15 protein-coding genes are annotated in these 18,230 nt (G+C 66.8%); 1 reads left to right on the forward strand and 14 read right to left on the reverse strand.

The window, feature by feature from the left end:
* Positions 1-4: 4 nt before the first annotated feature.
* The 8 genes from BMZ19_RS15945 to BMZ19_RS15980 form a co-directional block, all read right to left on the reverse strand.
* Entirely contained in the window at positions 5-280 is a 276-nt protein-coding gene (locus tag BMZ19_RS15945; protein WP_090312568.1) for a hypothetical protein, read from the reverse strand.
* 154 nt (positions 281-434) lie between these two features.
* A complete protein-coding gene (locus BMZ19_RS15950) occupies positions 435-905 on the reverse strand; it encodes a hypothetical protein (protein WP_090312569.1) in 471 nt (156 codons plus the stop codon).
* A gap of 114 nt (positions 906-1,019) precedes the next feature.
* Positions 1,020-2,795 carry a PHA/PHB synthase family protein gene (locus tag BMZ19_RS15955; RefSeq protein ID WP_244517264.1) on the reverse strand — a complete coding sequence of 592 codons (1,776 nt, stop codon included), beginning with the start codon at positions 2,793-2,795 and terminating at the stop codon, positions 1,020-1,022.
* 243 nt (positions 2,796-3,038) lie between these two features.
* Complete coding sequence (locus BMZ19_RS15960) at positions 3,039-4,472, reverse strand: TolC family outer membrane protein (protein WP_090312616.1); 1,434 nt, start codon at positions 4,470-4,472, stop codon at positions 3,039-3,041.
* 69 nt (positions 4,473-4,541) lie between these two features.
* The gene (locus tag BMZ19_RS15965; protein WP_090312570.1) at positions 4,542-5,669 is read right to left on the reverse strand and encodes an ABC transporter permease; all 1,128 of its coding nucleotides are present in this window, start codon (positions 5,667-5,669) and stop codon (positions 4,542-4,544) included.
* 1 nt (position 5,670) lies between these two features.
* The gene (gene rbbA / locus BMZ19_RS15970; protein ID WP_090312571.1) at positions 5,671-8,415 is read right to left on the reverse strand and encodes a ribosome-associated ATPase/putative transporter RbbA; all 2,745 of its coding nucleotides are present in this window, start codon (positions 8,413-8,415) and stop codon (positions 5,671-5,673) included.
* Positions 8,412-9,485, reverse strand: a complete 1,074-nt coding sequence (locus BMZ19_RS15975; protein ID WP_090312572.1) for an HlyD family secretion protein — start codon at positions 9,483-9,485, stop codon at positions 8,412-8,414. Before BMZ19_RS15975 ends, rbbA begins: the two co-directional genes overlap by 4 nt.
* A gap of 132 nt (positions 9,486-9,617) precedes the next feature.
* Positions 9,618-10,382 (reverse strand): YoaK family protein, encoded by a 765-nt coding sequence (locus BMZ19_RS15980; RefSeq protein ID WP_090312573.1) that lies wholly within the window; start codon positions 10,380-10,382, stop codon positions 9,618-9,620.
* A gap of 354 nt (positions 10,383-10,736) precedes the next feature.
* On the opposite strand from BMZ19_RS15980, the gene speC reads away from it, so the two are divergent.
* Complete coding sequence (gene speC, locus BMZ19_RS15985; RefSeq protein ID WP_090312574.1) at positions 10,737-12,893, forward strand: ornithine decarboxylase; 2,157 nt, start codon at positions 10,737-10,739, stop codon at positions 12,891-12,893.
* Positions 12,894-12,921: 28 nt separating this feature from the next.
* On the opposite strand, the gene BMZ19_RS15990 is transcribed toward speC, so the two are convergent.
* The 6 genes from BMZ19_RS15990 to tusC are packed head-to-tail and all read right to left on the reverse strand — an operon-like array spanning position 12,922 to position 18,229.
* A complete protein-coding gene (locus BMZ19_RS15990; protein ID WP_090312575.1) occupies positions 12,922-13,560 on the reverse strand; it encodes a 2'-5' RNA ligase family protein in 639 nt (212 codons plus the stop codon).
* Between the two features lie 4 nt (positions 13,561-13,564).
* Positions 13,565-16,198, reverse strand: a complete 2,634-nt coding sequence (locus BMZ19_RS15995; RefSeq protein WP_090312576.1) for a DEAD/DEAH box helicase — start codon at positions 16,196-16,198, stop codon at positions 13,565-13,567.
* A 57-nt stretch (positions 16,199-16,255) separates the two neighbouring features.
* Complete coding sequence (locus BMZ19_RS16000) at positions 16,256-17,242, reverse strand: glycosyl transferase family protein (protein WP_090312577.1); 987 nt, start codon at positions 17,240-17,242, stop codon at positions 16,256-16,258.
* Entirely contained in the window at positions 17,239-17,574 is a 336-nt protein-coding gene (locus BMZ19_RS16005) for a TusE/DsrC/DsvC family sulfur relay protein (protein ID WP_090312578.1), read from the reverse strand. The genes BMZ19_RS16000 and BMZ19_RS16005 overlap by 4 nt, the downstream gene beginning before the upstream one ends.
* Positions 17,571-17,870 carry a sulfurtransferase complex subunit TusB gene (gene tusB / locus BMZ19_RS16010; protein ID WP_090312579.1) on the reverse strand — a complete coding sequence of 100 codons (300 nt, stop codon included), beginning with the start codon at positions 17,868-17,870 and terminating at the stop codon, positions 17,571-17,573. The genes BMZ19_RS16005 and tusB overlap by 4 nt, the downstream gene beginning before the upstream one ends.
* A complete protein-coding gene (tusC, locus tag BMZ19_RS16015; RefSeq protein ID WP_090312580.1) occupies positions 17,870-18,229 on the reverse strand; it encodes a sulfurtransferase complex subunit TusC in 360 nt (119 codons plus the stop codon). Before tusC ends, tusB begins: the two co-directional genes overlap by 1 nt.
* Position 18,230: the final 1 nt, after the last annotated feature.

Raw genomic sequence — 18,230 nt, forward strand, 5'->3', positions numbered from 1 at the left:
CGGCTCAGTGCAGCAGCAGATAGGTGTCGTCGTCTGCCTGGACCTGCTCGAAGACCCACTGCCAGTAGCCCAGTTCGCTGCGCCCGCTGTTGACGGCCTTGCGCCAGAGAGGTCTGGAGAAGTGCGGGTGTTCGCCAGCGAAGCAGCTGCTTTCGTACTTGTGCTGCAGCTCGCTGGGCGAGAACAGGAAGTCGTCGAGGTCGTAGGGCGAGGCTTTGCGCAAGGGAATGGCAAGCCGCAAGGGGGTGGCAAGGCCGGGAATCGAGAAGGACAAAGACATGTTGGGCTCCTTGTTGCAGGCAGCTAGGCATGTTGCCGTCGAACCCGAGGTGGGCCGAGGGCTTTACGAGTCGGGCAGGCTGGATCGCCTGCCTCTCGAATACTGTATATGCATACAGATAAAAATCAAGACCCCGCCTGCCGCCCCTCTGGCTTCAATGCGATTTGCGCGCCGAGGGCTTGCGACGGCCACCGTGCTCCGGCGTCAGCAGGTGCAGATAGTCCTGCAGATAATCCTGCAGGGTGGTGCTGATCGGCATGGCGCCGGAGGTTTCCTTGAGGGCGGCAGAACTCGCCTGCTGCCAGCTCGCCACGGCTTTCTGGGCGGCGCTGTTGAAGGCGGTCTGGTTGGCGAGCGTGGTTTCCGCCAGTTGTTGCACGGCCTGGGTCTGCAGTTGCATGGCTTTCCACAGCAGGTCGCTGGAGACCACGCCCAAGGTATTCCAGTCGCTGGCGTCGAGCATGCGGGTGGCGGCGCTCTCCAGTTCGGTGGCGCAGGTATCGAGCGAGCGGCTGCCGGCTTCGCCCCAGCGCAGGGTGTTTTCCCGCATCAGGTCGCAGACCCGGAAATAGAACTGCAGGTTGACCTTGAACAGGGACAGCGAGGATTTGGCATCGAGGTACATGGCGAACTCCTACTACTGTGAAAAGTGGATGGGGCGGCGCCCCGCAGGTTGTTGAAAAACTACCTGCGTTGCCGATGCTGCGTTAAAAACGGCCTGCTGGACCTGCGCCGAGACTCATTTATGCCGTACATACTCGCCCGGGGCGTCGCCGAGCACGGGGTAGCCTTGGTCCGGAGCGCCGGTGGCGGGAACAGCCTGCGGTGCCGAGGAGCGGGTGTTCAACCAGTCGAGCCATTCCGGCCACCAGGATCTTTCGTGGCGTGGCGCGCTGGCCAGCCAGGCATCGTGGCTGACGAAGTTGCCGCCAGCGGGTCGTTGCATGACCTGGTAGTGCCGCCGCGGCCGGCCCGGTTCGCTGACGATGCCGGCGTTGTGGCCGCCACTGGTGAGGACGAAGGTGATCTCGGTCGGGGTCAGGTAGTGCAGCTTGAACACCGAGCGCCACGGCGCGACGTGGTCCTGGGTGGTGGCGACACAGAAGATCGGCGTGTCGATGTCGCTCAGCGACACCGGTCTGCCGTCGACCGGATAACGCCCCTCGCTGAGGTCGTCGTTGAGGAACAGACGGCGCAGGTACTGGCTGTGCATGTGCGCCGGCATGCGCGTGGCATCGGCGTTCCAGGCCATCAGGTCGTTCATCGGCGCGCGCTCGCCCATCAGGTATTCGCCGACCATGCGCGACCACAGCAGGTCGTTGGAGCGCAGCAACTGGAAGGCGCCGACCATCTGCCCGGCGGTGAGATAGCCTGTTTCGCGCATTTGCGCCTCGAGCAGGCTGACTTCGCTCTCGTCGATGAACAGCGCCAGCTCGCCCGGCTCGGTGAAGTCGGTCTGCGCAGTGAACAGGCTGATCGAGGCCAGGCGCTCGTCGTTGTCGCGGGCCATGGCGGCGGCGGCGATCGCCAGCAGGGTGCCGCCGAGGCAGTAGCCGGTGGCATGCACCTTGTGGTCGGGCACGATGGCGTTGATCGCCTCGAGAGCGGCGAAGAAGCCGAGCTCAAGGTACTCGTCCATGCCCAGGTCGGCGTCTTCGGCATTCGGGTTCTTCCAGGACAGGCAGAACACCGTATGGCCCTGGTCGACCAGGTACTTGACCAGCGAGTTGTGCGGCGACAGGTCGAGAATGTAGTACTTCATGATCCACGCCGGCACGATGAGGATCGGCTCGGGGTGGACGGTCTCGGTGGTCGGGGTGTACTGGATCAGTTCGATCAGGCGGTTCTTCAGCACCACCTTGCCGGGCGTCACCGCCACGTCGCGACCGACCACGAAGTTCTCGGTGCCGGCCGGCGGTTTGCCGGCGGCCATGCGCTCGAAGTCCTCGAGGGCGTGGAGCATGCCGCGCACCAGGTTAGCGCCGCCGCTCTCGACGGTGCGCTGCAGCACCGCCGGGTTGCTCGGCAGGTAGTTGCCGGGCGAGAAGATGTCGAGCATCTGGCGGGCGGCAAAGGCCACCACGTCCTCATGATGCCGGGATACGCCGCGCACGCCGTGGGTCGCCGCGTGCCACCACTCCTGGCCGAGCAGGAAGGATTGGTGCATCAGGTTGAACGGCCAGTTGTGCCATTCGTTGGCGGCAAAGCGCTTGTCCCGGCGCGGCGGCTCGACGCATTCGTGCGCCGGGCAGTCCGGAGTGGCCAGGGTGACCTCGCGCAGATACTGGGTCAGCCGGTGGGTCTGCTCCAGCGACAGGTTGAACAGCTCCAGCTGCTTGCCGGGCGAGCCGGCGAGATGGCAGGACCAGTCGATCAGGGCGAGCAGCAGGGCGGTAGGCGACACGGAGGAGCTGGCGCGGGCGATGGCGGCATGCACCTTGAGATCGAGGGGGTTGAGCGTCGGCAGGCTGGCTGGTGCCGGATAAGCCACGGGCTGTGGGGTGATCATGTTCATCTACTACTCCTTGCTTGACGCACAAAAAAACGCACGGCTCTGCAGCGTGTCGATCACGACCGCCCTGACACTGTCATCCAGAAGCCGGGAGAAGGGGAGTGACCAAACGCCGCTGCCGCTGGGCATGCGAGTCCGCCCCTGCGCAGCCGGTGCCACTGGGAAGCATAGCTCGGCTTGCGCGGGTTCATGGGCGAGCTGCCGACCGGTACAGGGGCCGCTGCAGGCTGGTCGAGGGTTTGCCGGTCAAGGCTGGCCGTCCAGGGGGGAAGCGGGCAGGGGCGGCAGAAAGTCCCGGTCGGGGTTGTAGTCGGGCTTGAGGAAGCGGGCAAGATCCTGCAGGTCCTCCGGGCTGAGGGTGCCAGAGGCCTGTTTCAGGCGCAGGTGGTCGATGATGTAGTCGTAGCGCGCGTTGTTGTAGTTGCGCACCGAGTCGTACAGCTGGCGCTGGGCGTCCAGCACGTCGACGATGTTGCGGGTGCCGACCTCGTAGCCGAGTTCGGTGGCTTCCAGGGCGCTCTGGTTGGAGACGATCGCCTGCTTGCGCGCCTGGACCTGGGCCACGTCGGTGTTCATCGCGCGGTGGAAGTTGCGGGTGTCCTGGATCACCAGGCGGCGCAGGCCCTCGCGCTGGTGCTCGGTCTGGGTCAGGCGCTGGTACGACTCGCGCACCTGCGAGCTGGTCAGACCGCCGCTGTACAGCGGGATGTTCAGCTCGAGGCCGATGCTTTGGCGTTCGACATCGCCGCCGATCCGGCTGATCTCGCCGACCCGGCTGGCAAAGGCGGTATTGGTGTAGCCGAGACGGTCGTTGTCGCCACGCTCGTACCTGGCGACCAGGTCCAGGGTAGGGGCATGGCCGGCCTTGCGCTGGCGCAGGGTCTGCTCGGCTCCGCTGACGGCGAACTGGCTGGCCTGCAGCTCGAGGTTCTTCTGCATCGCGGTGTCGACCCAGACCTTGGCGTCATTCGGCATTGGCGGGGCGACCGGCAGGGTGTGGCGGATACCTTCGACGAAGCTGTAGTCGCGCGCGGTCAGGGTGGCCAGCGCCTGGAAGGCGTCCTCCACATCACGTTCGGCACCGATGCGGTTGGCCCGCGCGGTGTCGTGGCTGGCCTGGGCCTCGAGCAGTTCGGTACGGTCCGAGAGGCCGACCTCGAAGCGCGCGGTGGCCTGCTCGAAGTGGCGCTGCAGGGCGGCTTCCTCGGCCCGGGTGGCGGCCAGGGTATCCTGGGCGCGTAGCACGGCGAAGTAGGTCTGGGCACTCTGCAGGATCAGGTTCTGCTCGATGGCCGCCAGTTGCAGTCCCGCCTGTTCGCTGATGGCCTTGGCCGCCTGCAGCTGAAACCAGCGGTCGGCGCGGAACAGCGCCTGACTGAGGCTGGCCTGGTACAGCGGCCCGCTGCGCCCGAAACTGACCGCTGGCTCGTCCAGCTCGGTCTGGATGTCGCTGACGCTGGCACCGCCGTTGAGCTGCGGCAGCAGGCCGGCGCGTGCCTGCGGTACCCCTTCCTGGCGCGCCAGGTAGTCGGCGCGGGCGGCCGCCAGGTCGGCATTGTTCTCCAGCGCCTGCTGGTAGACGCCGATCAGGTCGGTGCGGGTCGAGAGCGCTGTCGGCTCGGCCAGCAGCAGGTCGGGGACGCCTGCGAGCGCAATCGCCAGGGCAAGTCTGCGCAGAATGCCGGGTGTCCTGTTCAAAGCGTGACTCCTTGTGCGGTAGTGGGTGGCGCGCGTCATGCCAAGTATCCGTTACTGCAGTGATTTGCGCAGGCGCGCCAGGGCGCCGACGAAGAATGCCGTGCCGATCACCGCCAGGGCCAGCAGCTGTGGCCAGACGATGTTGGCGCCGGCGCCGCGAAACAGGATGGCCTGTGCCAGTTCGACGAAGTGGGTGGTCGGCGCCACCAGCATCACGTTCTGCACCAGCTCGGGCATGCTCTCGCGGGGAGTGGTGCCGCCGGAGAGGATCTGCAGCGGCATCAGCACCAGGATGGTCAGCAGGCCCAGCTGCGGCATGGAGCGGGCCACGGTGCCGAAGAAGATGCCCATCGAAGTGACCACGAACAGGTGCAGGGCGGCGGCGCCGGTGAACAGCAGCAACGAGCCCTGCAGCGGGATGTCCAGCCAGCCCTCGACCACGAAGCGCAGGGAGAAGGCCGTCGCCGACAGTACCACCAGCCCCATCGACCAGACCTTGCCGAGCATGATCTCGAACGGGGTGACCGGCATCACCAGCAGGTGCTCGATGGTGCCGTGTTCGCGCTCGCGGATCAGCGCCGCGCCGGTGAGGATGATCGCCAGGATGGTGATCTGGTTGATCACCTCGTTCACCGCACCGAACCAGGCGCGGGTCAGGTTGGGGTTGAAGGCGGTGCGCACCACCGCCTCGATCGGCAAAACCTCGTTGCTGCGATAGCGTCTGGCGAACTCGGCGGTCTCGGTGGCGATGATCTGCTGGATATGCCCGGCGCCGGTGAAGGCCTGGCTGACCTGGGTGGCGTCGACGTTGAGCTGGATGGTCGGCAGGCGGCCGGCCAGCAGATCCTCCTGGAAGCCGGGCGGGATGTTCAGGGTGAAGGTGTACAGGCCGGCATCCATGCCGCTGTCCATCTGCGCCAGGTCGATGGCGGCGGGCTGGATGAAGTAGGGCAGCTGGAAGGCGTTGACGATGCGCCGCGAGAGCTGCGACTGGTCTTCGTCGACCACCGCGATGCTGGCGCGGTGCGGGGCCTCCGGTATGGCGGTGGCGCTGGAGTAGACCGCCATGGTGAACGACCAGACGATCAGGATCAGCAGCGCCGGATCGCGGTACAGGCTGCGCAGCTCCTTGAGGCCGAGCTGCAGGATGTTGGCGAGCTTGCGACGGCCGGCGCTCATGTCATTTCTCCTGCTTGCGCAGGCCGGCGACGCTGAGCAGGGTCAGCACCGGGATGGTCAGCAGCATGGGGATGAAATACGGGTAGAGATCGGCCAGGTTGAGCGCCTTGGAGAACACCCCGCGGCTGATGATCAGGAAATGGCTGGTGGGGTACAGCTGGCCGATGAAGGCGCTGGCGCCCTCCAGTGCCGACACCGGGTGGGTCAGTCCGGAGAACTGGATGGCCGGCAGCAGGGTGGCGATGGTGGTGCCGAAGATGGCGGCGATCTGGCTGTTGAGGATCGACGACATCAGCAGGCCCAGCCCCGTGGCACAGGCGATGTAGAGCAGGGCGCCGAAGGTCAGGGTGAGCAGGCTGCCCTTGACCGGGATGGCGAAGACGACCACCGCCAGCAGCACCATCATGGCGAAGTTGACCATGCCGAGGGCGATGTAGGGCAGCTGCTTGCCGATCAGGAACTCCAGGCGGGTGGTCGGGGTGACGTAGAAGTTGGTGATCGAGCCCAGTTCCTTCTCGCGCACCACGCCGAGGGCGGTGAGCATCGCCGGGATCATCATCAGTAGCAGCGGGATCATCGCCGGCATCATCGCCGGCAGGCTCTGCACGTCGGGGTTGTAGCGGTAGCGGATGGCGACCTCGGCAGGCGAGAGTTGCTCATCCACGCCGGACTCGCGGGCCAGCTGTTGCAGGTAGCTGAGGTGCAGGCCCTGCACGTAGCCTTTGACCGTGTCGGCGCGCATCGGCATGGCGCCGTCGATCCAGAAGGCCACCTGCGGGGTGTCGCCGCGCTTGAGGTCGCGGGCGAAGCCGGGCGGGATCTCCACCGCCAGGCTGATGTCGCCGCTGCGCAGGCGCTGGTCCAGCTCGGCATGGCTGGAGAGCGGCGCCTTCTCGATGAAGTAGCGCGAGCCGCTGATGTTCTGCAGGTAACTCTGGCTGGTGGTGGTCTGGTCGCGGTCGAGCACCGCGTAGCTCAGGTTCTCCACGTCGAAGCTGATGCCGTAGCCCATGATGATCATCAACATGACCGTGCCGAGCATGGCCATGGTGGCGCGGATCGGGTCGCGGCGCAGCTCCATGGACTCGCGGCGGCTGTAGCTGAGGAGGCGGCGCAGGCTGAAGCGCGATTTCAGGTCCGCGCTGCCGCGCGGCTGCGCACCGGTCTCGGTGGCGGAGACGGGCGAACTGGCCGCTACCGGCAGGTCGGTGTCGCTCTGCGCGGCCGCCTCCTCGAGATAGGCGATGAAGGTGGCTTCCAGACTCGGCAGGCCGCGCTTGTCCATCAGCGCCTGCGGCGTGTCGCTGTCCAGCACCCGGCCGGCGTGCATCAGCGAGATACGGTCGCAGCGCAGCGCCTCGTTCATGAAGTGGGTGGAGATGAAGATGGTCACGCCGTCCTCGCGCGACAGCTGGACCAGCAGCTCCCAGAAGCCGTCGCGAGCCACCGGGTCGACCCCGGAGGTGGGTTCGTCGAGGATCAGGATCTCCGGATTGTGGATCACCGCCACCGCCAGCGACAGGCGCTGGCGCACGCCCAGCGGCAGGCTGGTGGGCAGGCTGTCGGCGTCGTGGCTCAGACCGAAGCGCGCGAGCATCGCCTCGATGCGTGTCGCGCGGTGCTCGGCGGGGATATGGAACAGGCGGGCGTGCAGGTCGAGGTTCTGCAGCACCGTCAGTTCGCTGTACAGCGAGAAGGCCTGGGACATGTAGCCGACCCGCTGGCGAGTCTGCATGTCGTGCGGGTCGACCGGCTTGCCGAACAGCAGGGCTTCGCCCTCGCTGGCCGGCAGCAGGCCGGTGAGCATCTTCATGGTGGTCGACTTGCCGCAGCCATTGGAGCCGAGAAAGCCGAAGATCTCCCCACGTTCGATGCGAAAGTTCACCCGGTCCACCGCGACGAAATCGCCAAAGCGCATGCTCAGGCCGTGGGCCTCGATGGCGAAGCTATCGTTGTGCTGGCGCGGTGGAATCACCAGTTCGCGGTGCAGGCGGCGTTTGGCTTCCGGCAGCAGGCGGATGAAGGCCTCTTCCAGGCTGGCGCTGGCGGTGCGCTTCAGCAGTTCGGCCGGGGTGCCGGTGGCGAGGATGCGTCCGTCGTCCATCGCCACCAGGTGGTCGAAGCGCTGCGCCTCGTCCATGTAGGCGGTGGCCACCAGCACGCTCATCTGCGGTCGCTCGGCGCGGATGCGCTCGATCAGCTCCCAGAACTGGTTGCGCGACAGCGGATCGACGCCGGTGGTCGGTTCGTCGAGGATCAGCAGGTCGGGGTCGTGGATCAGCGCACAGCACAGGCCGAGCTTCTGCTTCATGCCGCCGGACAGCTTGCCGGCCGGGCGGTCGAGGAACGGATGCAGGCCGGTGCTACGGGTCAGTTCGTCGATGCGCCAGCGCCGCTCGGCGGCGTCCTGGCCGAACAGGCGGGCGAAGAACTCGAGGTTCTCGAACACCGTCAGGGTAGGGTAGAGGTTCTTGCCCAGTCCCTGCGGCATGTAGGCGATGCGCGGACAGACGTCGCGGCGATGGCGGCGCGAGGCCATGTCGCCATCCAGCACCTGCACCGTGCCTTCCTGCAGCTGCCGGGCGCCGGCCACCAGCGCCAGCAGGCTGGACTTGCCGACACCGTCCGGGCCGATCAGGCCGACCATGCAGCGGGCCGGGACCTCGAGGCTGACACCGTCGAGCGCGCGGGTCTTGCCGTAGGTCAGGCCGACGCTGTCCAGCCGGGCGACGCTTGCCTCAGTCATTGGCCGACAATCACGTTCAACTGCAGGTCGGCGGGCCACTGGGCCTCAGGATCGAGCTTGAGGTAGGCCATGCCGGGCAGGCCGGTCTTCACCTGCTCCTTATGTTTGCGCAGCAGCTCCGGGTCGATGCGCGCCTTGACGCGGAACATCATCTTCTCCCGCTCGCTGGCGGTTTCCACGGTCTTGGGGGTGAACTGGGCGACGCTGGCGACGTAGCTGACCCTGGCAGGGATGACGAACTGCGGCGCGGCATCCAGCACCACGCGCACCTCGCTGCCCAGCGCCACCAGGCCGGCCTGGCGCTCGGGGAGGAAGAAGGTCATGTAGACGTCGGCCAGGTCGACCAGGTTGAGTACCTTGCCGCCAGCGCCGAGCACCTCGCCGACCTGTGCTATGCGGTACTGCACGCGGGCCACGCGGTCGGTCTTCAGCGCACTGTCGTCGATGTCGGCCTGCAGGCGGGCCACGGTCGCCTGCGCCGCCTCGACGGCGGACTCGGCTTCGATCACCTGGGATCTGGCCGCCTCGATGGCGGCCTGGTCGGAGAGCACCTTGGCGCGCGAGGCGCTGAGCGCGGCCTGGGCGCCCAGGCGAGCCGCCAGATCGTCGTCGAGCTGCTGTCGGGACACGGCATTGCGCTGCACCAGCGTCGCGGTACGCTGGTGGCGTTTCTCTGCAGCAGTCAGCTCGGCCTGGCGCTGCAGCACCACTGCCTCGGAGGTGGCCTGCTCGCTTTCGCGCTGCGCGACCATGGCGCGGGCGGTGAGGATGGCATTCTGCGCCTGGCGCACCTGAGCCTCGGCCTGGCGCAGCTGGGCTTGCAGAACCTCGGTGTCCATGCGTGCGAGGATCTGCTCCGGCTGGACGAAGTCGCCCTCGGCGACGTTGATCGCGACGATGCGCCCGGCCGACTTGGTCGCCACGTCGATCTCGGTGGCCTCGATGCGCCCGTTGCCACTGACGAAGCCAGCGCCGAGGCCCTTGGGCTGCAAGCCCTGCCAGACCAGCCAGCCTCCGGCTGCCAGCACCGCCAGCAGTGCGCCGCGGCCAATCCATTTCTGCTGTTTCATGCTGTGCATCCTGTCAGTGAGCGGTTCCCTGCACGATGGCGGCCGGGAAAACCCATCCCGTAGTCGGTCAGTGCAAAGGGCGCGAACGCCCCGGTTGCCGGCGCGGCGTCAAGAAGCTGGAAGTTGCGGCAATCATCGCCTTCTGCTCCAGAGTTGCCAGGATAGCCGCACATCGTCGAGCACCGGCACCATGGCCAGGACCAGCAGCAGGGCGGCCAGCGGCACGGTGGAAATGAAGCCGAAATGCTGGAAGCCGAAGGCGCCAGCGATGCCGCCGACGAAGAAGCTGCCGACCAGCAGACAGTTGATTCGCAGGCGCTCGCGATTGGCGCGCACCGATGGCTGGCCCGGGCGGTCGTGGCGGTTGAGGTAGAGCGCCTTGCCCAGCTCGATGCCGATGTCGGTGACCATCCCGGTGATGTGGGTGGTGCGGATCTCCGCGTTGGAGAGCTTGGTGATGATGGCGTTCTGCAGGCCCATGATGAAGCACAGCAGCATCACCGTCAGCGGCACGAAGAATCCGGGCACGTCCATCAACCGCGCGCCGAGCACGCCGAAGCAGAGCAGCAGGAAGGCCTCCAGCAGCAGCGGCAGGGCGAACTGGCCATGCAACCGTCGCCGGCGCGAGAAGTTGATCAGCAGGGTGGAGGTGATCGCCCCGGCGACGAACGACAGCAGGCCGCCCAACCCGCCTAGAGCCAGGTCGATGGTACCCACGGCCAGGTTGTCGGCGACCGAGGAGAGGATGCCGGTCATGTGCGAGGTGTATTGCTGCACGGCGAGGAAGCCGCCGGCGTTGGCGGCACCGGCGATGAAGGCCAGGCACAGCCCCAACTGACGATTGCTCTGCTTCGAGCGCCGCCGATCGGTCAGGCGACGCGCGTACTTGATAGGCATGGCTCCGGTGACTCCATCCGTCCGGGCTGCGGGGTAGACGGGGCCGATTATACGACCGGACTGCGGCGAGGGGAGAATTGCTTGGCCCTGAACAAACGTCGAGGGACCGGCGACCCGCGGGGCGGACCTTATCATTCGCTATTTAACATAATGAAATTGATAAGCACACAGTTTACCTTATCCTCTCTGCATTACCGGGTCAGCCACGGGAAGGGGCCAGTCAGTGGCCTGTGCTGCCAGCCACTCACGGGTCGGCCGTGATCGCCGGTGCTTGCCGCAGGGCGCTGGCAAATCCACTGCCAGTGACTAGATTCAGGCAAGTTGCCTCAACAGGCCTTCAGCCCGGAGATCCGCATGAGCACATTCAAGGTCGCCTGCCCGTCATCACTGTTCGACAACTTCATCCTCGACTACCCGATGATCGATCTGACCAGCACCGACTTCACCAATGTGGCGGCCGCGGTGGCGACGGCAGACCAGGCGCATGACGTGCTGGCGAAGATCACCCATACGGGTTTCCCGATCCCGCTGTTCGTCGCCCTGCGGTCGGACGAAACGGTGCCGGAAGACATCCTTTCCCGGATTGCCGGCACGCTGCAGGTGGGTAAGGGCGAGCGCCACTTCAACGGCAAGCGCATCGCCCAGGCGGCTGAAACCTACACGCAGAAGCTCTACCCGCCGTTCTTCAAGGCGTTGAAAGAGTACGTCAAGACCGGCAACGTGGCCTTCGACTGCCCAGGGCACCAGGGTGGCCAGTTCTTCCGTGGCCATCCGCTGGGACGGGAGTTCTTCGAGTTCTTCGGCGAGAACGTGTTCCGCGCCGACCTGTGCAATGCCGACGTCAAACTCGGCGACCTGCTGATCCACGAAGGGCCGGCCCGCGACGCGCAGATGAACGCCGCGCGCATCTACAACGCCGACAAGACCTACTTCGTGCTCAACGGCACGTCCACCTCGAACAAGGTGGTCACCAGCGCCCTGCTGGCCAAGGACGACCTGGTGCTGTTCGACCGCAACAACCACAAGTCCATCCACCTCGGCGCACTGATCCTCTGCGGCGCCAAGCCGGTGTACCTGGAGACGGCGCGCAACTGCTACGGCTTCATCGGCGGCATCGACGCGCTCTGCTTCGACGAGCAATACATCCGTGCGGCGATTGCCGAGGTCGACCCGGCCAGGGCCCAGCTGGAGCGGCCGTTCCGCCTGGCGGTGATCCAGCTCGGCACCTACGACGGCACCATCTACGACGCCCGCCAGGTGGTGGAGAAGATCGGCAGGCTGTGCGACTACATCCTGTTCGACTCGGCCTGGGTGGGCTACGAGCAGTTCATCCCGATGATGCACGACAGCTCGCCGCTGCTGCTCGATCTCGGCCCGGACGATCCGGGACTGTTCGTCACCCAGTCGGTGCACAAGCAGCAGGCAGGGTTCTCGCAGTCGTCGCAGATCCACAAGAAGGACCGCCACATCAAGGGTCAGCCGCGCTACTGCAACCACAAGCGGCTGAACAACGCGTACATGATGCATGCGTCCACCAGCCCGTTCTATCCGATCTTCGCCGCGCTGGACGTCAACGCGCAGATGCACGAGGGGCAGGCGGGGCGGAACCTGTGGCGCGAGTGCATCAAGAATGGTGTGGAGGCGCGCAAGCTGCTGCTGCGCACCTGCAAGTACATCAAGCCATTCATCCCGGCGCAGGTGGACGGCCAGCCGTGGGCCGAGCACGAAACCGAGATGATCATCGACGACCTGCGCTTCTTCAAATTCAAGCCGGAAGACAAGTGGCACGACTTCGCCGGTTACGCCAAGGACCAGTACTACGTCGATCCGTGCAAGATGCTGCTGACCACCTTCGGCATCGACCCGACCACGGGTGGCTACGCCTCGCTCGGCGTGCCGGCCGCGGTACTCGCCCACTACCTGCGCGCCAATGGCATCGTGCCGGAGAAGGCGGACCTCAACTCGATCCTGTTCCTACTCACGCCCTCGGACAACTTCGCCAAGTTGCAGCACCTGGTGGCCCATATCGCCCAGTTCGAGCGCCATCTGGACCACGACAGTCCGCTGAGCGAGGTGCTGCCGGCCATCCATGCCGCGCACGAGAAATACCGCGGCTACACGCTGCGCCGGCTGTGCATGGAAATGCACAATTTCTACAGGCGCCACGAGATGAACAAGCTGCAGAAGGAAATGTTCAGGAAGCAGTACTTCCCGCGCCAGGCCATGACGCCCTGGGAGGCCAACCAGCACCTGCTGCGCAACAACGTGGAGCTGGTGCCGCTGGCCGAGATCGACGGGCGCATCGCCGCCGAAGGCGCGTTGCCCTATCCGCCGGGGGTTCTCTGTGTCGTGCCCGGCGAGGTCTGGGGTGGCTCGGCGCTCAAGTACTTTCTTGCCATGGAGGAGGGCGTCAACGAGCTGCCTGGCTTCGAGCCGGAGATCCAGGGCGTCTACCTGCAGCGCGAGGCCGATGGCAGCAAGCGTGCCTATGGCTATGTGATCAAGCTGTAGCCGCCACCGTGCAGCCTGCTGGCGACGCCTACCGAGGCAACGCCAGCCGCCGCTCCGTGCACAGCGGACCGAACAGTTCGGCGGCGGCGTAGCTGCTGTAGTGCAGCTCGCGCACCGTCAGCGGCAGCGGATCGCCTTCGGCAAAGGCGACCAGCTGTCGATGCACACAGTCACGCGGCACGGAGCGGGCATACAGGCCCACGGTGAGATGGGCGTGGTAGTCGCTCTGGCGAATTTCCGGGCTGTGCGCTGCCAGTGCCGTCCGCAGGGCGTCCAGGCCGCCTGCGGGATCGCTCACGGTCAGAAAGGGCGCGCTGGCGAAACTGTCCAGGCCGCCGATGTGCAGCTCGAACGGCGCAACGCCCAGTTCGCGCACTGCCTGTTGCTGGGCCGCCAGCCGCTCGAGAGGGAAATCATCCTCGAAGCGCACCTGCTCGGCGGGGAAGCCGCAGACGAACAGAGTGATATGCGCCTGGCGTCGGTAGCCTTGATGCAACCAGTCGCCCAGATGCTGCTGTGCCCGCTGCACGCGCGCCAGCATCTGCGGACACTCCACTGGCAGGGTCCACACGGCGTAGCGCGTCCGACCACGATGCCATTCCGGGTATTCGCGCAGCTCGCAGGCGAGGGTCTGTGACGGAGCATGGCCGGCAGCGGAGAAGTGCATGGTTTCAGGCCAGCGGAGCGAACAGGGCGTCGAGGTCGGCCTCGCTCAGCGTCCAGTCGCCCTGGCCGCCGCCTTCCAGCACGCTGCGCGCCAGGCTGGCCTTGCTGTGCTGCAGCTGCTGGATCTTTTCCTCGACGCTGCCGCGGGCGATCAGCTTGTAGACGAACACCGGCTTGTCCTGGCCGATGCGGTAGGCGCGGTCGCTGGCCTGGGCCTCGGCGGCCGGGTTCCACCAGGGGTCGAAGTGGATCACGGTGTCGGCGGCGGTCAGATTGAGGCCGGCGCCGCCGGCCTTGAGGCTGATCAGGAACACCGGCACCTGGCCGGCCTGGAACGCCTGCACCGGCGCGCGGCGATCCTGGGTGGCGCCGGTGAGCTTGACGTAGGCGATCTTGCGCGACTTCAGTTCGTGCTCGATCAGGCCGAGCATGCTGGTGAACTGGGAGAATAGCAGCACGCGGCGGCCTTCGCTGGTAAGTTCCTCGAGCATTTCCAGCAGGGCGCTGAGCTTGCCGGAGTCGCTGGCATGGCTGGCCGATTCATCCTCGCCGAGCAGGCGCAGGTCGCAGCAGGCCTGGCGCAGGCGCAGCAGCGCCTCGAGGATGACGATCTGGCTGCGGGCGATGCCCAGGCGCTGGATTTCGCCGCGCACCTTCTGGTCCATCGCCAGGCGCAGGGTTTCGTAGCGGTCGCGCTGCACGTCGGTCAGCTCGATGCGCTGGGTGATCTCGGTCTTGGGCGGCAGCTCGCGGGCCACCTGCTCCTTGGTGCGGCGCAGCAGAAATGGTTTCACCCGCGCCACCAGGTGCGCGAGACGCTGGGCGTCGGCGTGTTTCTCGATCGGTGTGCGGTAGGTCTTGGTGAAGGCCTTGCTCTCGCCGAGCCAGCCGGGCATCAGGAAGTTGAACAGCGACCACAGCTCGCCGAGGTGATTCTCCAGCGGCGTGCCGGTCAGGCACAGGCGCTGGTCGGCTTTGATCTGGCCGGCGGCGCTGGCCGCCTTGCTGCGCGGGTTCTTGATGTTCTGCGCCTCGTCGAGGATCAGCAGGTGCCAACGCTGGGCGTTGAGCTGCTTGAGATCGCGCGGCAGCAGGGCATAGGTGGTCAGCACCAGATCGTGCTCGGCGATCTTCGCGAACAGCGCCTTGCGCTTGGCGCCGTGCAGGGCCAAGACGCGCAGCTCCGGAGCGAAGCGTTCGGCCTCGTCCTGCCAGTTGGGAATCAGGCTGGTGGGCATGACGATCAGCGCCGGGCGGTTCAGGCGGCCGGCCTGCTTCTCGGCGAGGATGTGCGCCAGGGTCTGCAGGGTCTTACCCAGGCCCATGTCGTCGGCGAGGATGCCGCCGACCTGCAGCTCGCCAAGCGCCTGCATCCAGCTCAGACCTTGCAGCTGGTAGTCGCGCAGTTCGGCGCGCAGCCCGGCCGGCGGTTGCACCGACTGCTGCGGCAGTTGCTGCAGGCGCCGGGCGAACTCGCGCAGGCGCTCCCCGCCCTGCCAGTGCAGGGCGGGGACCTTGTCCAGCTCGGCGAGCCGCGCCGCATCGGCCTTGCCCAGACGCAGGCGCTCGCCTTGGCCGTCGTCTTCGCGGAAGTACAGCTCGCCCAGGCTGGCCAGCAGCGGCCGCAGCCGTCCGAACGGCAGGGCCACGCGGCGGCCGATGCCATGGCTGCGCGGCAGCGGCACCAGCAGTTCCTCGTCGTCGCCACGCTGGGCGAGCGTCTCGCCGCTCAGCAGCCAGGGCGAGTGACGGATGGCATGCAGGAGGATCGGCAGCAGACTGACCTGCTCGCCGTCCACCTCGATGCCCATTTCCAGGTCGAACCAGTCGCCTTCCGGGGATTCCTCGATGCCCACCTGCCACTCGCCGAGGGTGGCGAGGTTGAACTGGAAGTCGGGATGCAGGCGGACCTGCCAGCCGCGCTCGCGCAGTTGTTGCAGCTGTTCGCGGACGAAGTGCAGCCAAGCGGCGTCATCGGGTAGTTCGAACGGCTCGCCGGCGCTCTCCGGCAGTGCCTCGCTGCGGCGCAGGGCGATGCTGAAGCCCTGCTCGGTCAACTGGCGGCGCAGCGCCGCTTCGGCCTCGAGCTGGCGGACGATACGTAACTGACGGCGGGCGTCGAGCCTGATCAGCCATTCCTTCTGCGCCACCCGCCCGAAGGTCAGGTGCCCCTGGTAGTCGAAGGCCAGGGCGGCGCGGTGCTGGGTCTGCTCGATCATCCGGCCCTTGCGTGCGTCGTAGTGCACGCGCACGTGGCTGCCGAGAATCAGCCGCGGCTGCGGCGCCACGACGGGAAGATCGACGATTTCCGGCGGAGCGTCGCTGTCCGGCAAGGTCCAGTCCTGCAGTTGCAGGCGCTCCACGGTCAGCAGGGCGGCGACCACATGCTTGCAGTTGTAGCCCACCGGACAGCTGCAGCGGCCGTCGACGTCCCATTGGGCGCCACGGTCGATCAGGCGGATGCGCTGGCGGTAGCGCTGGCGGCCCGAGCCGCGGCACTCGGCGAGCAGCACGCCCTTGTCGAGGCCCTCGACCTGCGCGCGATTGTCCATGGCGTAGTCGCGGCCACGGCTGAAGTCGCCGGGCCTGAAGGCCTGGCGCCAGTCCTGGACGCGAAGTTGGTGGATGCTCAGGGTCATGAGGTATCAGACCGGGAAGCCGCGGGCGGCTCCCGGTTGGCAGCCAGCCCCGCAGGCTCAACCCAGACGTTGCTCCCACAGCTCGCCGGCACGGGCGAAGGCGGCGTCGCGCGTGAGGCCGAGGCCACGCAGGGCAAGGGCCATGGTCGCCAGTACGGCCAGCCGGCCGTAGGCGTCCTCGGCCTCGCCGCGCCAGAAGGCGGCCAGATGCGCGGGGTCGAGGCTGGCTGGCTTGACGTGGCGCTGCGGCGACAGCGCCGGCCATTCCTCGTCCCACGGCTGACCGGCGGTGGCGCCGTACAGATGGGTGTCGGCGTCGGGATTGACCTCGATCTCGCCGCCATCGCCCTTGATCACGATGGAGTGGTCGCCGAGCAGCACACTGGCCTCGCGATGGGTCGCCTGGTAGCCGGGATGGAAGATGCTCTGCAGCACGCAGCGCGCACCCAGCGGATTGAGTACGCGGGCCAGCGAGTGGATCGGCGAACGCAGGCCGAGGGTGTTGCGCAGGTCGATCATGTGCTGCAGGCGCGGCATCCAGGCACCCAGCGGGATGAAGGCCAGGTGCTGGCTGTCCAGCGCGTGCACCACTTCATTCCAGTTGGCACAGCAGGGGATTTCCAGCAGGTCGAGCAGTTGCTCGGTGTACAGACGCCCGGCGGTGTGCGCGCCGCCGCCATGCAGGAGGATGCGCACGCCGCTGGCAGCCAGAGCCTTGGCCGCCAGCAGGTACCAGGGCAGATGGCGCTTCTTGCCGGCGTAGGTCGGCCAGTCCAGATCCAGCAGGGTCGGCGGTACGTTGAGGCGCTCGCGCACCGCCTCGGTGAAACCGGCCAGTTCCTCGGCGCTTTCTTCCTTGTGGCGCAGCAGCATCAGGAAGGCGCCGAGCTGCACTTCCTCGGCCTTGCCGTCGAGCAGCATGCCCATGGCCTCGCGGGCTTCCTCGCGGGTCAGGTTGCGCGCGCCGCGCTTGCCCTTGCCGAGAATGCGCACGAACTGGGCGAAGGGATGTTCTGCGGGAGTCACCAGATTCGGGGTCGTCATATGCAATTCGTTGGCTTGGGCAGTCCGGCCAGCTTGGCGGCCAGTTTGGCGGGGGTGCCGTGGAACAGTTTGTTCAGGTGCAGGCTGTTGCCTTTCTCGGTGCCAAGCTGCTGCGCGGTGTAGCGGATCAGCGGGCGGGTGGCCGGCGACAACTGGAATTCGGCGTAGAAGCGCCGCAGCAGCTCGAGGATCTCCCAGTGCGACGCGCTCAGCACCATCTGCTCGCGGGCGGCCAGTGCCTCGGCAACCGCCGGGCTCCAGTCGTCCAGTTCGAGCAGGTAGCCATCCTTGTCGAGGGCGATGGTCTTTCCCTGTACGTTGATCGTGCTCATAGCCAGCTGTTGGTCCGCTCGAAACGCAGTGTGAGCTCGACGAAGCCGGCGTAGTCGACGGCCTTGACGAAATCCGGCGTGCTCAGGCCACGGGCGTCGAGGTCTTCGGCCAGGGCGAACAGCGGGCGGTCGGCTGGCAGCGCGCGCAGCACCTCGAACGGCTGCGACTCGGGCTGCAGGGCATGCACGGCATCGCCGGTGAGCAGCAGGCCGTCGCCGGGGCCGAGCAGGCGCAGGCAGCTGGCACCGCTGGTATCAGTGAACGGCGAGCGGGAAAGCAGGTGCAGGGTGGCCATCAGAGGGTGATCACCAGGTCGTGTTGGTTGAGCAGGGCGGCCAGCGCGGCATCTTCCAGCGGCGTCACCGGCAAGGTCAGGTGTTCGGCGCTCAGGCCGCGGCGATCGAGGTCGGTGCGGGCGACGTACAGCGCCTCGACGCCGAACAGCGGCAGGGCCTGCAGATTGGCGGTGAGGTCCTTCTGCTGGATGGCGGCCGGCTGCTGGCGGGGCTGCAGCTGGAACACGCCGTCGTCGAGAAACAGCAGGCTGATCGGCAGGTCGAAGGCGCCGCCAGCCAGGGCGATGTCCAGTGCCTCGCGGGCGCCGGGACCGCTCCACGGCGAACGCCGGCAGATCAGCAGCAGAGATTTGGCCATC

It is taken from the genome of Pseudomonas linyingensis, assembly GCF_900109175.1.
In the GTDB taxonomy this organism is placed as follows: domain Bacteria; phylum Pseudomonadota; class Gammaproteobacteria; order Pseudomonadales; family Pseudomonadaceae; genus Geopseudomonas; species Geopseudomonas linyingensis.